The following is a 21,584-nucleotide window of genomic DNA, read 5'->3' as shown; positions in this document are numbered from 1 at the left end:
GAAGAAAAAACAGTTCCCTCATGGGTTTCAAAAGATATTCGGAAACCTAGTATTTTTACTGTTACTACATACCAAGCGCTTCACTCTGCAATCAGTCAAGATAATAATACCGATTGGAGAATATCTTCTGATAATCATGATGGTGAAACTTTAGATGATACAAGTCCAAGCATTAATAGTTCAACTAAAAAAGCATCACCCAATTTTCATGTTCACTCTGATGATACTATTGAATTTTTGCTCAGCGTGCCAATAGGCACAGTAGTGATAGATGAGGCACATCATCTTAGAAATAGCTGGTGGAAAAGCCTTACTTTCCTTCTAAGTCAACTGAATGATATTAAACTGGTGGCACTTACAGCAACCCCCCCTTATGATGTTACGGATTTTGAATGGAAACGCTATATTGATCTATGTGGACCCGTAGACGCTGAGGTTTCTGTACCTGAGCTTGTCAAAGAAGGGGACTTGTGTCCGCATCAAGATCTTGTTATCCTTTCAACCCCTTTAGAGGAGGAAGATAAGGAAATTAGAAATTTCAGGGATAATGTAACACGGTTCGTAGATCAACTAAAAGAAAATGAGCTATTTCTACAATATTTATGTTCTCACAAGTGGATAGTGTCTCCTGAGATTTATGAGGAGGAAATTCTTGAACGACCCGGTTTTTATTCAAGTATATTGGTTTTTCTTCATTCTAAAAAAATAGAAATTTCGGAATATGCAATCAAATTAGTAGCCGGATCTTTAATAGATGTACCAAAAATATCTCTCGAATGGCTTGAGATTTTATTGGAAGGCCTACTTTTTCCTCCGGATGTTAAAAAAACAAGTCTACCAATTGTCCTGCTAGAAATTTTAGAAGAACTTCGGAAAATAGGCGCAATTGAGATGAAGCGAGTTACTCTACGTAAAAATAAGCGGATTGAGAATCTCTTAAGGCAGAGTGTTTCTAAATGTTTCAAATTGTTAATATTGTGCGAGTAGAATTTGAAACACTTGGTCCCCAATTAAGGATGGTTATTCTTACAGATTTTATACGTCGTCAATTTTTGCCAAATAATCAAAATGAACTCACACCTCTCAATAAGATAGGTGTGATACCTATCTTCGAAATTATCAGAAGAGCCAATATCAAAGGTCTTCAAATAGGGGTTCTTAGTGGTTCTATCGTTATTTTGCCAAAAAATGCAGCAGACTCACTTCGTAAGTATGCACTTGCTATTGGCATTGATCCTAGCAAGTTAATCTTGCGTCCTTTATCTTTTTCAAGTAATTATATTGAAGTTAAATTGGTAGGTTCATATAAGGATAAAATAGTTCATCTTATTACGGAACTCTTCAATAATGGAATTGTTCAAGTTATAGTTGGCACCAAATCCCTTTTAGGAGAGGGCTGGGATGCACCATCGATTAATTCGCTTGTAATTGCTAGTTTTGTTGGTTCATATATGCTTTCTAATCAGATGCGTGGAAGAGCTATTAGAACACAACACGGAAATCCCACTAAAACAGCCAATATCTGGCACCTTGTGTGTGTGGAAACAAATCAAGATTATCCTAGTGATGACTATGAGTTAATGGTACGAAGATTTCGAGCTTTTGTTGGTATCAATTTTACTAAACCTATTATTGAAAATGGCTTTGAACGATTGGAAATTCCCTTGCCGCCTTTTAATATGCAATCGATAAACGCTTCAAATGATATTATGTTTAAACATGCGAAAAATCGAGAGGCTATTCAAAAATATTGGGAAATTTCTCTTCATAAAAATGAAGAATATGTGCGCTTAGTAGAGGATCTTCGCGTTGACAAAAAGATTCTCTTTCGAGGACTTGTGATTACCAATGTTTTTATTAAATTATTTTTGGAAAGCTTGCTGATTGGGTTCTTTTTGTTTATCGACCACTGCCAACAATTTTATTTACCCTCTGACTTTTTGCTGTTGCTAAAGTATATTGCAGCAATATTCCTTTTCTTAATTATTATGATGATACCCAGTACGCTCAAATCACTTTGGTTACTTGTTAAACATGGTCCTACTAAATCAAGTTTGCTTCAAATCGGTACTGTTATTTTGAAAACATTTCATTATATGGGCGTAATTAAGACTGATCTGAATACATTACAAGTATCTGTTGATGAAATTGACGATTCCGTTGGTGATATATATTGCCATTTAGAAGGTGGTTCTAATCAAGAGAAATGGATTTTTCTCCAAGCTCTTCAAGAACTGTTTAATCCGATTGATAATCCACGTTATCTCCTGATAACTGAAATTAATCTCATGTTAGTAAAAAAAATACAATATCATGCTATTCCTTCAAAAATTGGGGCGCATCGAAGATACGTAGAACAATTTACGAAATTATGGCATAAGTATGTATGTCCTGCAAATTATATTTATACAAGAAACCTTAGAGGACGAGCAATTCTTGTTAAAGCAAGAAACCATTCTCGCTTACGAGGTTCTAGACAAAAATATGCCAAACGAGTGACTCGTTGGAAATGATATACACTAGTGAAATAATATCACGATAAAGGAGTAGCATGGCTGGGTGTAGAACACCCAACCTTCGTTTTTCTAATATTGCTATTGTTTTCGTTTCCAAAGTATTATAGAAACAATCACAATTGCTATCACACCTGCCACCACGGCGATTATTATAAGAGTGTGGTATCGTCGATCTCTATTGAATTTCCACTCGCCGTAGTTATATTATAATTCTGTATTATATATGGGTTTGATGGACTGCCATCTTCCGATGAACTTGCTGCAGCAAGCTCTGCATTCGAATGAATACTCAAACTGCTATGAAAAATGTATGATTGGATCAATCGATATTATAGTACATTCGTTTAATCGGATATTGCGGTATCATTAGTGCTATTTGTGGTGGATGTTTCAGCAACCATTGTGTTTGTTGTGAGTAAAAGAATTGACACCGCAAAAATCACCAGAATAGATGCAAATCTAACCGAATTATGTTGCAGACTATAAAATGAAAGAATATTTCAGAGAGTAGTCTTTCCCGAGTTGTACTATTTAGAACGAAGGGCATAACACTTTGAACCATGACGAATCTCGTATTGCCCGGCAGATGTTATTATTATGTTCTCTGGGTGCACTGGCGATCTTCAGTTCAACGATGTCCAAATCGCCTGTCTTGCCATACTTTGCATCATACCTTGGAGCAGGTGATGAGACCCTTGGCATGATCGGTGCTGCATCCCCTGCAACTGGAATTTTGGTGAGTGCTCCTGTCGGTGTGCTCATGGATCGTAAAGGCCCTAAAGTCCTCCTCTGGGCTGCGGCATTTCTCTTTGCATTTGTGCCGTTTCTCTATTTCTTTGTAACAGTTCCGATCCACTTGGTGATCGTGAGATTCATTCACGGTTTTGCAACCGCCATTCTTGGTCCTGTGGCCTTGGCGATCGTGGCGGAGTGGTATGGGAACAGTCGTGGTGAAAAGATGGCTCTCTATTCTTCATCGACGAGAGTAGGCCGGACGGTAGCGCCTCTCGTGGGAGGTTTTCTTCTTGCGGTTCCTGTGTTTCAGCAATTCGGAGTTGACATCTATCGTGGAGTCTATCTTCTCTGTGGGTTCATCGGATTGACCGTATTGGCCATCGCTATCGTTCTCCCCATCAACCCCACGAAGAAAGAACAAATTGATCGGGCTACTGCTCCTGATATCCCCGTTTCTGCGGTCCTAACAAAAGATGTCCTGATCATCTGTGCGGCTCAGGCTGCTACATTCTTTCTCTATGGTGCTTACGAGTTCTTCTTTCCCCTATTTTGGACCGAGGTTTCAGGAGCTCCCGAATGGTTCGCGGGTCCTGCATTTACACTGCTCACAATGACACTTCTTATTTCAGGTCCGATCGTAGGCCGTGCTTCTGATCGGTTTGGGCGAGTGCCATTTATTGGAACAGGACTTGTCTCACTCTGTATGCTGATCATACTTGCAACACTAATTCCCAATATCTGGTTCCAATTCTCTCTCATTGTTCCGATTGCTCTGTCTATTGTTGCGACTGATTCGACAACCTCGCCCTTAGTGACCGAGAGTGTTGCGACTACTCAAAAAGGGAACGGCCCTTGGTCTGCTCAGTACGATCATGGATGTGGGGCATTCTACTGGACCACTTATCATAGGGATCTTGCTTGCCTTTGGTGGGCACAACTATGCCTTTGCTTTCACAGTCGCAGGATTGTTCCTCCTTGCTGTTCCCCTCTCTGTGCTGTTCCATTTTCGAAATCGGGAACGGTCAGAAACGCTGGTCACAGATAGTCCGACGTAATGTTCCAGTACGCCCAGAGTCTTGTGGTCTGCTCTTCCAGAGCTTTGATCTTATGATTCAGTAAAGATAGTATGATCAGTTAACGGTCTGGGAATACCTCGCACATTGGAGACCTTTGCATATGCTAACAGATCTGCGAACACAATTGCTGCCATGGCCTCAACGACAGGAACAGCTCTTGGGACTATGCATGGGTCATGTCGTCCGATAATTTTGATCTCGGCGTTTTCTCCCGTTGCTAAATTCACTGTCTGTTGCGGGACTGCAATGCTTGGTGTGGGCTTGACCGCCACTCGAAATACCACAGGCGCGCCTGTTGTTATCCCGCCTAAAATTCCGCCTGCATCATTCTTGAGAAAGGAGACCTCTCCATCATGGATCCTCATCTGGTCATTGTGTGTGGAACCGCGCATCTCGGCTGCTGAGAAGCCGGCTCCGAACTCTATCCCTTTCACGGCAGGGATACTGAACATTGCATGACTCAGGTAACTCTCAACAGAGTCGAATATTGGTTCTCCGAGACCTGCTGGAAGATTTAGGACTCGACACTCTATGATCCCTCCGACAGAGTCTCTTGCACTCTTAGCCGCCAGCACTTCCTGTTCCATCTGTCTTGCGATTATTGCGTCAGCGCACCGGGTCTCATTACGGTACACTTGCTCTCTGATCTGCTCATTTGATATTGGCTCATCGACCTTGACTCTGCCAATCTTCGTAGTGTGTGCAAGTATTTCAATACCATATGATTTGAGAATCTGATTCGCAACTGCACCAGCCATGACAAAGGATGCCGTTATCCGCCCTGAAAAAAATCCACCACCCCGATAGTCATTATTTCCACCATATTTTATCCGTGCAGTATAATCGGCATGACCCGGTCGAGGCGTGTCGTGTAGATCATCATACCCTGAAGAGTCACAGTCTTCATTATGGATCAGAAGTAGTATGGGTCCTCCTGTCGAATGACCCTTGAATATTCCTGAAAGGATCTTAACCTGATCCGGTTCTTGTCTTGCTGTTGTCAGTCTTCCAGTTCCGGGTCGTCGCTGATCCAATGCTTCTTGAATGACCTCCGGGTCGAGAGAGATTCCTGTTGGACACCCTTCAACTACGACTCCAATACTTTTACCATGGCTCTCGCCAAAGACATGAATTTTAAATAATTTACCGAATGTGAACATTGCTGAATTCACTCCTCTACAATTTTGATCTCTCCACCTAAGGTTGCTAGATCGGCGAGAAACCGTGGATAGCTCTTTGTGATGCATTCACTATGTTCAATAATCATTCCCTCATCGGCTATGAGACCTGCAATAATCCCTGTCATTGCAATACGATGGTCTCGATGTGGCTCGATGACCGCACTTCTAAGAGATGTTGGCCCCTCAATTTTGAAGGCGTCCCCTATTGTCTCAATGCGTACACCCATCTTTCTCAGTTCAGTCAGAAGCGATGCTATACGATCGCTCTCCTTCCAGCGGAGTCGCCGGATGCCATAGAGCATCGTAGTACCATCAGCCTGAGATGCAAGTACAGTAAGAATAGGAATGAGATCAGGAATTTGGCTGACATTGATCTTGACCGAAGATAGCTCACTTTTTCCTGTGCAGAACGAGTTTGAAGATTGCCCAACCTCTGCACCCATTAGTCTAAGAATATCAAGAATCGTCGCATCCCCTTGGCTCGAATTTGGATTCAACCCGGTCACACAGACTTTTCCCGCAAGGATTCCCGCCGCAAATAAGAACGCTGCCGATGAGTAATCACCTTCAATGTGACATTTGCAGGCCGAATACTCTTGACCACCATCAACGTGGATACGTGACCAATCATCTGTATGTTCCGCCGAGATCCCAAAGAGACCCACTGAATCAAGGGTGATCTGAACATATGGTTGCGACTCCAAGCCGTTTAGAATGTTGATCGTGAGACCATGCTTTGTTTTAGGTGCAATGAACAGTAACGCGGAGATAAATTGTGAACTGACGTTACCCGGAATGACCACCTCTCCACCTCGGACCGAAGTACCTGCGATCTCTATCAGCGATGCTTCACGAGTATTGATCGTCCTTGGCCTTATTTCGAGTTGTCTCAGAGCTGACACCAATGCCCCCATTGGTCGTCGCATGAGTGTTTCATCGCCTGTAAGGGTCGTCTTGCCCTCGGTTATTGCCGCCAGTGCTGTAAAGAATCGGAGAGTCGTTCCTGAGCCTCTGCAATCAACAGGTCTTGATGGCTCTCTCAAAATTCCTGTGCTCTCAATACAAGTTTGATCGTCCTTTTTGATAACCGCTCCCATTGCGCTTGCAGCAGAGATTGTGGCAATCGTGTCATCACAATATAGTGGATTGTGGATCTGTGTAGTTCCTGATGAGAGGAGACCTCCCACTATCATTCGATGCATGTAACTCTTCGATGGGGGCGCTTTCACTTTTCCATCTATCTGAGACCTGCTAACGACAACTCTCATAGCTCATTCCACTCTCTCTATTATCTCTTCGACAATTTCATCAATGGCTCTTCCATCGGTGTCGATACAATAGTCATTCATTGACTCATAGAACGGATGTCGTTTGTTCATCATCGCTGCAATTTGATCGACGGTCTTTCTGCTGTCTAATAGGGGGCGTGTCTGATCCTCTCTCAATCGGCGTAGAATCGTGGCGGGTGTTGCTCGCAATAAAATAATAAAAGAACGGTTCTTGAGCCTCTCTCGATTTACTGGACTAAGAACAACTCCACCACCGTAACTGATCACCGCTTGTAGTCTGCTCAGTCTTTCAACAGCGGTCTCTTCAAGCCTGCGAAATTGCTGTTCTCCGTTCTGCTCGAAGATCGCAGTGATACTTTTCCCTGTCATTTTCTCGATGAACTGGTCCGTGTCAAAGAATTGAAGCCCGAGCCTACTGGCCAAGGCCTTTCCGATCACAGTCTTGCCCGTCCCCATGAATCCGACCAGTCCTATGTTTCTCAACTGTTTGGCCCTCCTTGTCGTAGTGATCTCTCTACTGCATTTCTCATGACCGCGACTGGTGGTGACTCTCCTGTCCAGATCCGAAGTGATTCCGCACCTTGGTGAACAAGCATGGAGATACCATCTATGGTCTTGCAACCTGCCTCTCTTGCAATTTCGAGAAGCTTGGTCTGTTTGGGATTGTATACAAGATCCATGACTGTGAGATTATCACATGTAGTAGGGATGGCCGGTATTGGCGAGTACCTCTCGTAAGCCCCCTTCATTCCCAAAGGGGTACAGTTGATGAGGAGATCAATTTGGGAGAGATACTGTTCATAATCCGCAAGCAGACCATACTCGGCCTTTATCTGAAAGTGATGCTTGAGCGTGGCGACCAAGACTCTTGCATTGTCTACAGTCCGATTGAGAATGATCAGTTCAGAGGCCGACGATTGAGCCAATGCGAACGCAACTGCTCTTGCAGCACCTCCGGCGCCAATGATTAACGTTCTAACCTTGTTTAGCTTGAGACCATGCTCCGAGAGCGCTTTCAGAAAACCAGTACTGTCCGTAGAGCAACCGACTACAGAAGTCCCTTCACGGAAGAGTGTGTTTACCGAGCCAAACATATGGGCGGGTGACTCAACTCGTGTGAGGTACTGAAGAATCCGTGTCTTGTAGGGGGCAGTGACGTTTGCACCTGCGATCTCCCCGATAGATATCGCGTGGACGATCTCTCTCAAGCCGCTCTCCGATATCTCTAGGGTCTCATAATAATATTCATTATTTAACTGCATGGCCTTGAGTGCAGCATTTTGCATGACCGGGCTCATGGAGTGAGCAACAGGATTGCCTATCAAGAGTAGTCGCTTCATGAATTCAGCCCCTTCAAAATCGATCTCATTTCCCCCAGTACGATCTGTCCCGGTGCAACCTTGCTGAACCTGTTACTTGCGACGTACATGAACGGAGCACCAAGATAGAGTGCCGCGATTCTCGATATACGACCGGCTTCCCCCATTGCGAAAGCGATCAATTGTGGATCATCCTGAGTCCTGTACTCATAGAGATTAAGGACCCTCAGCCAGTCTAAGGCGGTCTCAGCCATAGTAACTATTTTAATAATATATGGATTCTCTTTGGACATTTTGATTAATAATTTGTGAAGGTGATCAACCGGAGGAGACCTGTCAAAGAAATGTTTTGACAAAATGACCTTGCAGTCTTCCGACTCAGCCTGTCCCATGATCTTCTGACGCACTTGTGGATCGGCATCAAATTCTATGTCCACAAACGAGGCGCCCGAATCAATTGCATCCAAGAGTATCCGGGATCTCTCATTTTCTGAACCGTGAAACATGCCACCTTCTGTGATCGGTCGATTAGTTGCTATAATTGGTCTATCAACTGCACTGAACAATTCATCAAAAGATTGGTTGTGTTTGAAATAATCAAGACGAAGCTCAAAGAGATCTGCACTTGTTGATTCCATGATTTTCTTGCAGTCCTCGTAAGTCGATCCGGTGACGGTGAGGCATAATTTCATTGAGGCCTCGCCCCCTTAGCTTTGAGAACAGGCCTGCGAAATACTGGCCACAAAATTCCCGATCTCTCCAAGCGCAGCATCCGGATCGTCTAGTTGGCGTTCGTAGATCTTACATACCGCACTTCCTGTGACCACTCCTCTTGCCCCAGCTCCTATGATAGGTGTGACATGCTCAGGGCGCGAGATTCCGAAACCAACAAGGATAGGGATATCGTAGTATTGTGTTGTTCTCTTGACAAAGGAGAGGGTCTCGTCTTGTACTCTCTCTCTGACCCCGGTGACTCCGGGAACTGCGGTTGCATACACAAAACCCCGTGCCTGTGCCATGATCTTTTGCATTCGACTATCAGAGGTGCGTGGACTGATCATCTGAATCAGATGGATATCATGTTCCTTACTTCGGCTCAAGAGTTCGGAGCTCTCTTCAAGTGGTATGTCTGGGATGAGTAATGCATCGGCCCCCGCCTCACTAATTTGGGCCAAGAACGTGTCAGTGCCTCTCGTGAAGACTATGTTGTAATAAGTCGTCACAACGATTGGTACTGTCTTGTTTGCCTCTCGAATGAGCCGAATCCCCCTTAATGCCTTTGCTGGAGTCATTCCATTTTGTAGGGCCCTATAACAGGCTCTCTGAAATACTGGTCCATCGGCAGTGGGATCTGAAAATGGAATGCCAAATTCGATGATGTCTACACCGTTTGTGATCAGTGTTTGAATGAGCCTCTGAGAAAACTCACTGCTAGGGTCTCCGTAGTAGACATGGGCCATGTATACGCCTTTGCCTGTTTCAAATACTCGTGCCAACCGATCAATAGAACTAATTTTTAATCCCTCCATTTTTTTCTGCGAATGTTAAGACATCCTTGTCGCCCCTTCCGGAAAGCGAGACCACAACTATGTCGTCAGAAGTCAACTCATTCGCAATCCGCTGAACATATGCAATTGCATGAGAACTCTCCAGAGCAGGTAGTATCCCCTCTATTCGAGAGAGATCATGAAACGCCTTCAATGCCTCAGCATCGGTCACACTATCATAGGCCACCCTTCCTGTTGCTTTCAGAAATGCATGCTCCGGGCCAACCCCCGGATAATCGAGTCCCGCAGCGATCGAGTGGGTCTCAATGATCTGTCCCTCTACATCCTGCAAAAAGTAACTCTTCTGTCCGTGGAGAACACCGGGTCTGCCTCTGCCTATGGCCGCACTGTGCCGACCTGATTCAAGTCCCTTGCCAGCGGCTTCGATACCCACCAACTTCACAGGGTCATCGACGAACGCATTGAAGATGCCGATCGCATTACTACCTCCACCAACACAGGCTACTACATGGGTTGGTAGCCGGTCTTCCAATTGGATGATCTGTGCTCTGGTTTCTTTGCCAATGACCGATTGAAACTCTTTCACTATTGTTGGATACGGGTGAGGACCAACCACCGAGCCGATAACATAATGAGTATGTTCGCTGTTCGCTGCGTAATCTCTCAATGCCTCATTGATCGCATCCTTCAATGTCTGCGAACCAGTCTCGACAGGAACTACCCTCGCTCCAAAGAGGTTCATTCGATAAACATTGAGCGACTGACGAACAACATCTTTTGCCCCCATGTATACAACACATTCGAGACCTAGGGCCGCAGCAGCAGCAGCGGTTGCGACTCCATGTTGTCCTGCCCCGGTCTCGGCAACTATTCTTGTCTTGCCCATCCTTCTTGCAAGTAAGATCTGGCCGAGAGTGTTGTTGATCTTGTGGGCACCGAGATGGCAGAGATCCTCCCGTTTGAGGTAAATCTTTGCGGTTCCTAGAGCATTGGAGAGTCGTTCAGCATAATAGAGCGGAGTTGGTCGTCCTACCAAGTAATGAAGGTAATACTCAAGTTCCTTCTGAAATTCTCTGCTCCGGGCAATTCTCTCATATTGCATTTCCAGCTCCTCAAGAGCCGGCATCAGAACTTCTGAAACATATTGCCCACCGAATTCGCCAAAGTATGTTTTTTGAGCCATTGATCGTTTCATCTCCTCTTGCATTCTGCAACGAATGCTCGTACCAAGTTCCTGTCCTTCTTACCGATCTCACTCTCAACTCCCGATGAAACATCAACTGCATACGGTTGGAGTCTCAATACGCTCCCAACATTATTGGGATTCAGTCCTCCCGCGATAGCAAACCTTCGGCAGTATGGAAGAAAGTCCTGAGTCAATCGATGATAATCATGCTGAAGCCCTTGTCCTCCAAATGCTCCATCAACAACTGGTTCAAAGAGAACCAGATCACAGAGTTCACTCAACTCGTTCAGCAATGTGGCCGTAACTTGGTCTGATGTGCGCTCTTCTGCTGGCGTGACTAAGACCGTATTCACAACTCTGAATCCTTGGTCGCGTAATTCCTCTATCGTCTTAAGATCCTGAGAGTACGTCTGAATCACATCCACCTCCGCTTCGCTCGCGAGTGCAATAATTGTCTCTACAGATCGCTCAAGGATGATCCCAGTTCTTTGAACAAATGGACCGAGTTGAGTTCCGATCTCTCGTGCTGTCTTGGGAGAGATACTCCGTTTGCGCCCTTCTACAAGAACAAAGCCGACTGCATCTACTCCCTCTTCTTCACACATGAGAGCATCTTCAACAGTTCTTACGCCACATACCTGTACCCTTGTCAATGCCCTCCCTCCTCTGCTCTTGCGACTACTTCGTTTCCCGCGGCAACAAGTTCTCGAACCGCTCTCTCGGGATTATCCGATCTCATTAGGCTTGTTCCAACGAGAACTGCATCAACGCGGTTACCAGATTGTGCGTATACTCTTTTCAGATCAAAAGCGCTGTTAATCCCAGAGGCCGAGATCAGTGCAATACTATCTGGAAGATCTTGACCGATACGGACCTTGTTGAGATCTATCGACAGGTCGGAGTAGATGTTGCGACAATTTACTGCAATGATTCGTGCCTGTGCTGAGAGAGCCTTTTTCATCTCTTCAGAATTGACAACCTCGACAACTGCGTCCATCTCCATCGCTCTGCCAAGTTCTATCATTTCTCGCAGGCTGAGGTCTATTGATTCGGCGACGCGAACCATCTGCAAAAAAGCATCAGCCCCAGCAGCTGCACATTGAGCCAAATGGTACGGCGAAAGAATGAACCCCTTTGCCAACACGGGCAAGTTACACGTTTCCCTGACTCTCTTCAGCAGATCGATAGAGCCACCAAAATGTATCGGCTCGATCAAGACCGAGATTCCTGAGGCACCGCCTGCTTCGTAGGCTGCGACTATTTTTTCTATGGGAGTGTTCTTGCCCATCAACGTTCCATCTGTTGGAGAGACTGGTTTGACCTCGGCAATGACTCTGACCCCTGATCTATGGCCCATTTGCAATACCGAAGTGAGACTCTTTTTCTGAGGGATTGCTACAGCCCGTTTCTCCACGATGGATTCTACTAATTCACCCAAATCTGCTCTCAATGAATTACCCTCCTCTTGCCAGTGAGGCGGAAAAAGTCCGTAGCATGTCAAAGCATTTTCTTGCGTCACCATCGGCTATGACTGTTCGTGCAAGCTCGATCCCCTCTTGGATGTCCGAGACCTGATCTGCAACGTATAATCCTGCTCCGGCGTTGAGAAGAACAATGTCGGTGTACGGTGAGGGATCACCATCCAGTACTCTGTTAAGTATCTTGGCGTTTTCTTGTGGTGTACCACCTTTGATGTCTTGAAGAGATGTTTTAGTAAGAGCAAAGTCCTCCGGTTCGATGGTGTAGGTCCTTACTCTACCCCGGTGTACTTCTGATAGTTTGGTGGAACCCGTAGTGGTGATCTCGTCCAGACCAGCACCATGAACCACCAAGGCGTGTTTTAGTCCTAGCTTCTTTAGAACCTCTGCCAGTAGTTCGGTAAGCGACTGGTCGTAGACTCCAATGATCTGATAGTTGACACGTGCAGGATTCGTCAAAGGACCAAGGATATTGAAGACCGTTCGCATTCCAAGTTCTTGACGTGGACCCATTGCGTATTTCATGGCTTTATGAAATAGTGGCGCAAAGAGAAACCCGATTCCAACATCATTGACACACTTCTCCACCTGATAGGGTGTCAGGTTGATTGATATGCCCGCCTCTTCTAGAAGATCCGCTGACCCGCATCTGCTTGAGACCCCTCTGTTGCCATGCTTCGCCACTGGTACTCCGGCTCCAGCAATGACAAACGCAGCAGCAGTTGATACATTGAAGGTCTCAAGACCATCGCCACCTGTCCCGCAAGTGTCCATCGTGTTTGGTGGGACCTCAATACGTACAGCCTTTTCGCGCATGACTTTTGCAAACCCATAGAGCTCGTCAGGGGTGACGCCCTTCATCTGTATCGCTGCGAGAAATGCTGCGATCTGTGGTGCACTGGTCGTGCCGCTCATAATGTTTGACATCGCAGAAGCCGCTTCTTTTGAGGAGAGATCAGTTCGGTCCACTATCTTGTGTAAGGTCTCTTGGATCATCTAGTACACCTCCGCAATGAGTTGAGTCGTCTGATGTCGGTCTCTCCCCAGTTCTCGCATGAACTTTGCAAACATCTCTGGAGTGAGTGCCTGCGGGCCGTCAGAAAGAGCCTCTTCAGGTCTCGAATGCACCTCGATTATGAGACCGTCAGAACCGACCGCTAATCCGGCTCGTGCAAGTGGCAGTACAAGGTCTCGCCTCCCAGCAGCATGGCTCGGATCAACAAGGAGTGGGAGATGCGTGAGCGTTCGCAGTACCGGGATCGCTCCTAGGTCAAGAGTAAATCGCGTGTGTCTGTTGTACGTCCGAATTCCCCGCTCGCATAAGATCACGTTGTAGTTCCCTTCGGACATAATGTATTCCGCGGCCAAGAGGAGCTCTTCGAGAGTCGCTGAGAGGCCACGCTTCAGAAGAATTGGTCTCTTTGAACGACCCGCACGTTTGAGCAACTCCACATTCTGCATATTTCGTGCGCCGATCTGTATGATGTCCACATACTTTTCCACGAGCGAAAAGGTCTCGATATTGAGAGCCTCGGATACGATCGGTAGTCCCGTGCGTTTCTTTGCATCTGCGAGGATCTTGAGACCCGCAAGCCCGAGACCCTGAAATGCATATGGCGAGCTTCTTGGTTTGTAGGCCCCGCCACGAAGCATATCTGCCCCTTCGTCTCTAACACTCTGGGCGATCTCTACAAGTTGTTCGTGAGATTCTACAGCACAAGGCCCGGCAATGATCACGGGTCGTGAACCGCCAATCTCAATCCCATCGACCTCAATAACTGTACGATCGGGTTTCATCTCAATACTTGTCAACTTGTACCGTTTCGTGATGTGGACTACTTCCATGACTCCCGGAAGAACTTCGATTTGTCCCGCATCAACTCTTCCCGTATTTCCAGTGACTCCGATGGCGACTCGTGATCGCCCAGGTATAATGTGGGATACAAGTCCCATTTTTTCTATTGTCGAGATCACTTTCTCGATCTGTTTTCTAGTCGCATTCTTGTACATTACAACAAGCAAGTGCATCGCCTCCATTGAATTGCTTCAAAAAGTAAGTTGGTCTCACTTCTCGCACCTTGGCCTTTCCAAGTCCTACGAGAAGTGGTGCTCGTAACGTTCCGCCCCGCATCTTCTTATCCTGAAGAAGAAACGGCCGAATGTCTTCGGTGTAAAGTGCAGTAGGGAGAACAGTTGGTAATCCGAGAGAAGAAAGAATGGATACAACCATGTCCAAGATATCCGTGGATACTATGCCTTCATCAACAGCACATTTTGTCTCAAGGACCATACCCAATGAGACCGCTTCGCCATGGGTCAGATCAAAGTGTGAGGCCGCTTCTAATGCATGTCCAATTGTGTGTCCATAGTTTAGCAGTTCCCGCAGCCCGAGCTCTTCTCTCTCATCAACTGAGATGATCTGGTTCTTACACTTGTAACATCTCGCTATCAAGCCAATTAAAATAAAATGATCTCTCTCGAGAATTTCTTTTTTCGAGGCCCGAAGAATATCAATGATTTCTGGATCTATGATGAGACCATACTTGACCACCTCGGCAAGACCACTCTTGTAGACTTCTTCGGCCAAGGTCTCAAGTGTACCAGTATCACAGATTATTCCCTGTGGTCGGTAGAATGTGCCCACCAGATTCTTGCCCTCGGGAAGGTTGAACCCGGTCTTACCACCAATTGCTGCATCAACCTGTGCTAGTAGCGTCGTGGGAACCTGAACAAAGTTCATTCCACGCTTGAACGTTGACGCAACAAAACCAGCCACGTCACCAACTACGCCTCCCCCAAATGCAACGATCGTATCAGATCGTGTTGCCTTGGTCTTGGAGAGAAATGAGTAGAGAGAGACCACTGTTTCCAGCGTCTTATGTTCCTCTCCCCCCTCGATCATCATGGTGTGTATTTTGAGATCGAGTGGTGCTATCCCTCTCAGGAAACGGTCAAGATGATGTCGTGCCACATTGTCTTCAGTGATTACAAATACTTGCCCTTGGAGAACGGATCGAAATGTATCAGGATCGCTAAGCAGGTCTCGTCCGATCCTGAATTCTGGTGTTCTCTGTTTTGTGTCAATAGACTTCATTCAAACCCCTCCTCACATAGTCAGAAAGTTTGACAACAAGGTCCGTCCTCCTTGAGTCAGTATTGATTCGGGATGAAACTGAACACCAAAAAGCGGTCTAGAGCGGTGTCGGATCGCCATGATGAGACCGTCGTCAGTTCGTGCTGTCACTTGCAATTCCTGCGGGAGAGTGGTCTCATCGATGACTAAGGAGTGATACCTTGTAGCCCTGATGGGGTTAGGTAGATTTGTGAAGAGCCCATTTCCAGTATGTGTGATTAGAGAGGTCTTGCCATGGATAGGTCTCTCTGCACGTACAACTTCCGCTCCGAATATGTATCCAATTGCTTGATGACCTAGACAGACTCCTAAGACGGGAACCTCGGCCGAACGGATCACATCAAGGGTCACTCTCGAATCTTTGGGATGCCCCGGCCCCGGAGAGAGAACTATTTTGTCGGGGTTCTTTTGCAGTATATCAGCAAGTGATACATGGTTCCTAAGAACAACAATGTCGGCACCGAGCTCTCCTAGGTACTGAGCAATATTGTAAACAAACGAATCCACATTATCGATGATCACCACTCTACTCATGAACATCCCCTCCCAGAGCTTGGATCATTGCTTGCATCTTGTGCTCGGTCTCGAAAAACTCTCGTTCAGGAATAGAGTCCGCTACAATACCAGCTCCAGCCTGCACGTACACTTGATCGCTCTTAATGACCAATGAGCGAATTGTGATCGCAAAGTCCATGTTCCCATTAAAATCAAAATGGCCAACCACTCCCGCATAGGGCCCTCTTCGAGTTGATTCGAATTGTTCGATCAGTTCCATTGCTCGGGGCTTCGGAGCACCTGTGACCGTGCCAGCTGGAAACACCGCGCGCAGCACATCAAATTGATCGCAATTTGCTCTTAGAATACCTCGAACCCGTGACACGATATGTTGTACATGAGAAAATTTCTCAACGTTCATGAACTGGTCAACTTTGATAGTCCCGTACTTCGCCACTCGACCAAGATCGTTCCGGTGCAAGTCTACCAGCATAACGTGTTCGGCTCGCTCTTTGTCATCAAGAAGCAATTCGACTTTGAGTTTCTCATCTTCCTCGATGTTCGGGGAACGAGGTCTAGTTCCAGCAATTGGTTTTGTAGTGAGTACATCTTGTTCAAGTTTGACCAGCATTTCAGGTGATGACCCAACAAGACAGGTCTCGTCGAACTCGAGAAGGAACATATATGGTGACGGATTGGTCGCTCGTAGGATTTCTTAAATCCGGAGATGTTCCCCTTTGAACGAAGCTTGTTTTCGTCGGGAGAGCACTATTTGAAAGATGTCGCCATCATAGATATGCTCGATCGCCTGTTCAACTGCTCTTTCATACTCTCTCTTTCCTATGTTCGATCTGCTTTTACCAACCGTGATATGCTCCAGCGGTTCTTCTCGTTTCAGCAGGTGTTGTATCTCAGCCTCTGGGACGCTGCTGTACACTTCACGTTTGATATGGTCGAAGTACAGAACCACTGACGGAACTATGAGGTGAGCATCGGGGAAGAGTAAATCATCATTTGTCAGTGTTGGAACCGTTTCAAATTGTTTCACGAGATCATACGAGAGATAGCCTACCAGCTGGTTCGCAAAGTTGGCTTTGTTCTGAGTCTGCTTTTTCAATCGGTGGTAGAAGGTTTGAAGATAGTCATATGGGCGTTCTACCTTTGCATGACTCTCATTTATCCCAACTTCATTATCCTTTGCAGTGAACGTGAATACTGGGTTAAAACCTAAGATCGTGTATCGGGAAGTCTTCCGTATCGGATCCATTGACTCAATAAGAAAACTCTCACCGCCATACTCTTCCTTCAGGTTATGATAGACTTGCAAAGGATCAGAGGCTGGTGGCCGTATCTTCCGCAACTTGCAGCCGATAAAAATCTCGCTTACATCAATGATCTCATCTTCGTGATTGTGTCCAAACGCAATCCCGCCTGTGATGGAGGATGTTTCGCCTCGTCATAGTGATTACCAAGTATGCAGCCCATTCAGACCCAATATAAAGCTATGTATCTAATCAAGCAAAATTGTACATTTTTGTACATTGATGGTCTATAGTGTGGTGTGGCCTCATCCGCTAACTAACTCATCCGTCTTTTGCGACACTAGCATATCAAAAAGATCGTGAGCCATAAAAAAATAAGTTGTTGCGACTGGATTCAACCAGCCACAACTTTTGAAGGAATAGAGAACCTGCTACATCATATCGGTATCCACTGCTGGAATACCAACTATCAGTGGTATCTCCACGGTCTTATCTAAACGACGCGGAATATCCACTGTTATTTTTATACCATACCACAATTTCAAGGCGTTAGTATCCAGTTGAATTGGATAATCATCATCTAAACTAAATACAATCTCAGACATTTGACCACCAATCAGGTCTTCAACTGGTACCTCATTTTCAGCAAGGATCAGATCATTCCTCTCTTTTGAAAGACTGATCTTACTTCTCTGATATCCTATGAGCTTGTATCTGATGCCGCGTATTGACGGATCACCCATAATCCTTGTTCGCACGATGATTGGTTGTCTAGGAGTAAGAACATCGTTAGGAATCTCAAAAATTATCTCTGCGCCACCCTTGAGTTTTACGGTCTCAGTCTGAGTCTGAGGTTTCATCTTTTGGAGTACTGGTAGGACAGTAAACTTGGTCTTATCTGAAGGATCGATAGACCATGAAACATCTACATTTCCTTTGGCATAGTACGTAACACCCCCCAAGAACACTGAACAACTTGGAAGTGCATTCGATGGAAGCGTATATTTGAAATCAAAAGAAGTGGTTCCCTCTGCTATTGTTGTCTTTTTAGCTAACACAATATGGTCTTCCAAAATCTTCCGGGTCTTTTTGTTTTGACGAGTATGGTGGTGTTTATCGGTATATGTTGTTATTGCCGTTAATTCTGCTACAATGGTCATAACAACCTTGTTGCATTTGAATTCCTTGTCCGTTGTTACAGTCATTGTTCCCTCGATGGTTTCACCAGGGACAAAGACATTTTTGTTTAGTAAAACTTGAACCTCTCTCATTTTTTGTCACTATGACAAATTGTGCCCGAAATTGAAATCAAACATATATCAACTTATGGTTTTATATAAAAAATACACCGCAATGATTATGACAAATCCCGAAGAATTAAATTTTTCAGGTTTATTTATATAATATTTGGGACTGTGCATCCTATTCAGGCTGTATAATATTATGATTTTAATTGCAGATAAAAACATGATTGCAATTACCTATCGGTCTGAAATGTTTAAAATAGAAAAAACAGAAGTATGTGTGGATGAAGCGACAAGAAACGCCTCATCCACATCTGGATCGACTTACCATGGATAGTCTGGTTCCATGCCAGGTTGGTTTCCCGCCCACGGATAGTCTGGTTCCATGCCAGGTTGGTTTTCTGTGTTCGTCATGTTAATCACACAATCTAATTGTGTTTTTCATGCTTCAAGCTGTACAAAAAGCAGCATCCAGACTGCTCCAGAAAATGTGCAACGAATAGCATAACTAACGACAATAGACCACTCAAAAGATTGCACTTTATTAGCAACTACGAAGACATACAGGTCCATATTTGATTAATATTTTCGATCTGTTTTCCAAGAAATATTAATTATACGAGCACAGGCAGAAAGCGAAGTCCGATCCATTTACTCGGACGTAAATTACGGAACTGTAGAACTTGTTCATTATATTTTTTATTGGTTACAGTTGTCGAAAAGGTAATAACCCTATTTTCGAATGGCCACGTGAAATTTAACAGGTTGTACCTGACTTTATACGACAGCACCAAACTGACGAATCTTGAGCAGGAGGAAAAAAGTTGGCACGCCGTCATAATTTACTCGGGATTTTTATTGTTGTATATTTTCTTACACTATTTACAGTCATGCCCCTAATGGCATTACAGCCCAATAGCAATAATCCGTACAATACGGCGTTTCATGTCGCTGATGATGTAGATCAATGGTTAGCCGAGTGGCAATATCGTAAGACCATCAGTATTTCCGGAACTAAGGGCGCAGGAACGAACTACCAGATCAAAATAGTAGTTCACTATGGGGAGGGGACTGACAGTGGAAACGAGGTATATCTTTCAGAGCACTGTCAAGAAGATTTTGGTGATGTACGATTTACAAATTCTAATGGGTCTCTGTTGTTATCTTATTGGATTGAATCAATGACCCGATCAAGTGTGGCAATATTCTGGGTGAGGGTCGCTGGTAATCTTGATTCGGATCAGATAATTTATATTTATTATGGTGCATACACTACTACTGAATCGGCTGCATCAGGTGATGCCACATTTGTCTTCTTTGATGACTTTGAATCTACGGTAGTTGATTGGACTCATAAATGGACTTCTTCATCTCATGCGAGTTATAGCCAAGAGTTTGGCTATTTGAAGTGCACCAAGCCCGCGCTAGATTCAGGATTTATTCGTACAAAGGAACCAGTACCTGAACATTCACGAGTGATATACAGAGTCAGAACCGCTTTTACTGACATCCACCAATTTTATCAATATTTCACAAATGAAACCGACTCTTGGCAGGGAGGAACGACCTATACTGCCTTTTCCAGCTATTATGATAAAGATGTACGTAGTTCAATCTCTTACGGCGGTAAACATACGAATGGATCAGTTGGGTGGACCCCGAATGTCTGGGCAACTGTAGAGATCCAGGTTGATGATGCATACGCCAGTATCACGGTGTCACAAGGAGCATCCCAATGGACTATTTCAGGTTTTGATGCATCTTACGGAAGCAACCAACGGTATTGGAAATTTTTGTATTGGTCAATGTTTGAGGCTCATATTGATAGTATATATATTACTAAATTTGTCTACGATGGCCCGTCCATCGTCTCATTTGGTAATGAGGAATCGACCCCTCTTAGTGATCTCTTTGTTATCTTGGTGAATCCTGCTACTATCGGTCACGCCTTTGTTGTTCTGGGAGCGATCCTGATATGTGGGACCATCGGTATCTTGAAACTACGTTCCAGCCAGTTCTCACTATTTCGCAGAGATGGTGACCGTGCCGATTCGGAAGAATCACACTCACTAGAACTTGATAGAGGAAGATTACGCTCCGGTGGTTCGGGAGAAATTCCATCCATTCGTCAGTCTGCTGTTGATGATGAGGTCATGATAGGGAATCTCCTCGCCGCGAAAGATCAGCCACGTGTCTTTGAAGCAAAGGCTCAATCGGACACAGGAAAAGGGCCGATCAAAGTTGCCAGCGGATTTGATGTCGTTGGAGAATATCTCAAGCTGGCCATCAAAGTGGAAAATACAACTGATTTGATCATTACGGATGTAGAAGTTGTCCTCAATATTCCTGACGCTTTTGAGTTTGTGAGGAATACATCACGAACACAGGCCCTTGGGAATATTGCGGGGCATAGCTTTGAGAGTGCGATCTTTTGGTTGCGACCACTTCGCTGTGTTGATAGTGAATATGGTGGGACCATTCTTTATGTGGACGCACATGGTGAGCAACAGGTCGTCAAGATTCCCACAAAGCGGTTGGTAAACATCTGTCCTATGCTCACAGCCACCGAACGAGCAGATGAAGTATTCTCTCGACTGAAGAGCGGTGCCCTCGCACGTAACTGTTCCTCCTTTGAGTTCTCCGGAAACGCACATGTAGTTCTCAAGATGGCGGAGGCTCGACTAAGCGGTCTCACTCCGGTAGATCGCTCAGATCAGGAATTTGAAGACGGCACGTATCTTGGCTACGCATGTTACGTTGGTCAGACCAAGTATGGTGAGAGCCAATTCGCCGCCGAGATACAGGTCAGTGGAACCCCACAGGGCGGAGTTCTCACGATCAGCATCTATTCCGATGACGAGCGCATTCTGAGCGGGTTCTTTGTGGACATCATGTACGACATTCGTGAGCACATTGAGATCATCAAGGAAAAGATGTGTCCAATTGCAACCTGTCCCAAGTGTGGAGCCCCCATTGATCTCACGAAAGTAGGGCCTGATCGGATCTACAAATGCGACTATTGTGGTACGATGGGGAAGGCTTCACCATGGCTAGATTAGATGGCATAAGGAAATGATGATTGGCAGTGAACAATGATCTCGCTGAGATTATTAATAAAACTCTATTACGAGTCCGTGTATTTCAGTGGTGACTATGCAAAAG

The 21,584-nt window shown here is 45.2% G+C and carries 20 protein-coding genes; 4 read left to right on the top strand and 16 right to left on the bottom strand.

Translation table 11 applies throughout. The features are described 5' to 3' along the window. From K9W43_11770 to K9W43_11760, 3 genes are all read left to right on the top strand, one after another. Nucleotides 1-987: DEAD/DEAH box helicase family protein (locus tag K9W43_11770; protein MCF2137900.1), on the top strand; the 987-nt coding region annotated here is incomplete at its 5' end. After that, nucleotides 957-2,513 carry a hypothetical protein gene (locus tag K9W43_11765; GenBank protein MCF2137899.1) on the top strand — a complete coding sequence of 519 codons (1,557 nt, stop codon included), beginning with the start codon at nt 957-959 and terminating at the stop codon, nt 2,511-2,513. The genes K9W43_11770 and K9W43_11765, both read left to right, overlap by 31 nt. 556 nt (nt 2,514-3,069) lie before the next feature. Then, entirely contained in the window at nt 3,070-4,296 is a 1,227-nt protein-coding gene (locus K9W43_11760) for an MFS transporter (protein ID MCF2137898.1), read from the top strand. A 60-nt stretch (nt 4,297-4,356) separates the two neighbouring features. On the opposite strand, the gene aroC is transcribed toward K9W43_11760, so the two are convergent. The 16 genes from aroC to K9W43_11680 all read right to left on the bottom strand — a co-directional run bounded on the left by aroC (nt 4,357) and on the right by K9W43_11680 (nt 18,449). Continuing rightward, a complete protein-coding gene (gene aroC, locus K9W43_11755) occupies nt 4,357-5,487 on the bottom strand; it encodes a chorismate synthase (GenBank protein ID MCF2137897.1) in 1,131 nt (376 codons plus the stop codon). A gap of 8 nt (nt 5,488-5,495) precedes the next feature. Continuing rightward, the gene (gene aroA, locus K9W43_11750; GenBank protein MCF2137896.1) at nt 5,496-6,776 is read right to left on the bottom strand and encodes a 3-phosphoshikimate 1-carboxyvinyltransferase; all 1,281 of its coding nucleotides are present in this window, start codon (nt 6,774-6,776) and stop codon (nt 5,496-5,498) included. A gap of 3 nt (nt 6,777-6,779) precedes the next feature. Continuing rightward, nucleotides 6,780-7,280, bottom strand: a complete 501-nt coding sequence (locus K9W43_11745; GenBank protein MCF2137895.1) for a shikimate kinase — start codon at nt 7,278-7,280, stop codon at nt 6,780-6,782. Beyond that, a complete protein-coding gene (gene aroE, locus K9W43_11740) occupies nt 7,277-8,137 on the bottom strand; it encodes a shikimate dehydrogenase (GenBank protein MCF2137894.1) in 861 nt (286 codons plus the stop codon). The genes K9W43_11745 and aroE overlap by 4 nt, the downstream gene beginning before the upstream one ends. Then, nucleotides 8,134-8,808: a type I 3-dehydroquinate dehydratase gene (aroD, locus tag K9W43_11735; protein ID MCF2137893.1), complete on the bottom strand. Its 675-nt coding sequence runs from the start codon at nt 8,806-8,808 to the stop codon at nt 8,134-8,136. The genes aroE and aroD overlap by 4 nt, the downstream gene beginning before the upstream one ends. 15 nt (nt 8,809-8,823) lie before the next feature. Further along, nucleotides 8,824-9,612 (bottom strand): tryptophan synthase subunit alpha, encoded by a 789-nt coding sequence (gene trpA, locus K9W43_11730; protein ID MCF2137892.1) that lies wholly within the window; start codon nt 9,610-9,612, stop codon nt 8,824-8,826. Nucleotides 9,613-9,625: 13 nt separating this feature from the next. Beyond that, nucleotides 9,626-10,807: a tryptophan synthase subunit beta gene (gene trpB, locus K9W43_11725; GenBank protein MCF2137891.1), complete on the bottom strand. Its 1,182-nt coding sequence runs from the start codon at nt 10,805-10,807 to the stop codon at nt 9,626-9,628. Nucleotides 10,808-10,815: 8 nt separating this feature from the next. After that, entirely contained in the window at nt 10,816-11,463 is a 648-nt protein-coding gene (locus K9W43_11720) for a phosphoribosylanthranilate isomerase (protein ID MCF2137890.1), read from the bottom strand. Beyond that, nucleotides 11,460-12,260: an indole-3-glycerol-phosphate synthase TrpC gene (locus tag K9W43_11715; GenBank protein MCF2137889.1), complete on the bottom strand. Its 801-nt coding sequence runs from the start codon at nt 12,258-12,260 to the stop codon at nt 11,460-11,462. Before K9W43_11715 ends, K9W43_11720 begins: the two co-directional genes overlap by 4 nt. Before the next feature lie 4 nt (nt 12,261-12,264). Beyond that, nucleotides 12,265-13,284, bottom strand: a complete 1,020-nt coding sequence (gene trpD, locus K9W43_11710; GenBank protein ID MCF2137888.1) for an anthranilate phosphoribosyltransferase — start codon at nt 13,282-13,284, stop codon at nt 12,265-12,267. Next, on the bottom strand, nt 13,285-14,310 hold the full coding sequence (aroF, locus tag K9W43_11705; protein MCF2137887.1) for a 3-deoxy-7-phosphoheptulonate synthase: 1,026 nt from the start codon (nt 14,308-14,310) through the stop codon (nt 13,285-13,287). Beyond that, complete coding sequence (aroB, locus tag K9W43_11700) at nt 14,279-15,382, bottom strand: 3-dehydroquinate synthase (protein MCF2137886.1); 1,104 nt, start codon at nt 15,380-15,382, stop codon at nt 14,279-14,281. Before aroB ends, aroF begins: the two co-directional genes overlap by 32 nt. Nucleotides 15,383-15,394: 12 nt before the next feature. Continuing rightward, entirely contained in the window at nt 15,395-15,955 is a 561-nt protein-coding gene (locus K9W43_11695) for an aminodeoxychorismate/anthranilate synthase component II (GenBank protein MCF2137885.1), read from the bottom strand. After that, entirely contained in the window at nt 15,948-16,628 is a 681-nt protein-coding gene (locus tag K9W43_11690; GenBank protein ID MCF2137884.1) for an anthranilate synthase component I family protein, read from the bottom strand. The genes K9W43_11695 and K9W43_11690 overlap by 8 nt, the downstream gene beginning before the upstream one ends. Before the next feature lie 3 nt (nt 16,629-16,631). Further along, on the bottom strand, nt 16,632-17,276 hold the full coding sequence (locus tag K9W43_11685; GenBank protein ID MCF2137883.1) for a hypothetical protein: 645 nt from the start codon (nt 17,274-17,276) through the stop codon (nt 16,632-16,634). 333 nt (nt 17,277-17,609) lie between these two features. After that, complete coding sequence (locus K9W43_11680) at nt 17,610-18,449, bottom strand: sporulation protein (GenBank protein ID MCF2137882.1); 840 nt, start codon at nt 18,447-18,449, stop codon at nt 17,610-17,612. A gap of 797 nt (nt 18,450-19,246) precedes the next feature. Here K9W43_11680 and K9W43_11675 point away from each other — a divergent pair. After that, entirely contained in the window at nt 19,247-21,481 is a 2,235-nt protein-coding gene (locus K9W43_11675) for a DUF2341 domain-containing protein (protein ID MCF2137881.1), read from the top strand. Nucleotides 21,482-21,584 lie beyond the last annotated feature (103 nt).

The organism is Candidatus Thorarchaeota archaeon, assembly GCA_021498125.1.
Taxonomy (GTDB): domain Archaea; phylum Asgardarchaeota; class Thorarchaeia; order Thorarchaeales; family Thorarchaeaceae; genus B65-G9.
Note: the sequence above shows the minus strand (reverse complement) of the source record. Positions and strands in the feature narration are given on the sequence as shown.

What these genes read in the sequence shown, in the direction of transcription:
- aroC (MCF2137897.1), bottom strand. Translation starts at nt 5,487, where the DNA reads ATGTTCACATTCGGTAAATTATTTAAAATTCATGTCTTTGGCGAGAGC.
- aroA (MCF2137896.1), bottom strand. Translation starts at nt 6,776, where the DNA reads ATGAGAGTTGTCGTTAGCAGGTCTCAGATAGATGGAAAAGTGAAAGCG.
- K9W43_11680 (MCF2137882.1), bottom strand. Translation starts at nt 18,449, where the DNA reads ATGAGAGAGGTTCAAGTTTTACTAAACAAAAATGTCTTTGTCCCTGGT.
- K9W43_11765 (MCF2137899.1), top strand. Translation starts at nt 957, where the DNA reads ATGTTTCAAATTGTTAATATTGTGCGAGTAGAATTTGAAACACTTGGT.
- K9W43_11695 (MCF2137885.1), bottom strand. Translation starts at nt 15,955, where the DNA reads ATGAGTAGAGTGGTGATCATCGATAATGTGGATTCGTTTGTTTACAAT.
- aroB (MCF2137886.1), bottom strand. Translation starts at nt 15,382, where the DNA reads ATGAAGTCTATTGACACAAAACAGAGAACACCAGAATTCAGGATCGGA.
- trpD (MCF2137888.1), bottom strand. Translation starts at nt 13,284, where the DNA reads ATGATCCAAGAGACCTTACACAAGATAGTGGACCGAACTGATCTCTCC.
- aroD (MCF2137893.1), bottom strand. Translation starts at nt 8,808, where the DNA reads ATGAAATTATGCCTCACCGTCACCGGATCGACTTACGAGGACTGCAAG.
- aroE (MCF2137894.1), bottom strand. Translation starts at nt 8,137, where the DNA reads ATGAAGCGACTACTCTTGATAGGCAATCCTGTTGCTCACTCCATGAGC.
- trpB (MCF2137891.1), bottom strand. Translation starts at nt 10,807, where the DNA reads ATGGCTCAAAAAACATACTTTGGCGAATTCGGTGGGCAATATGTTTCA.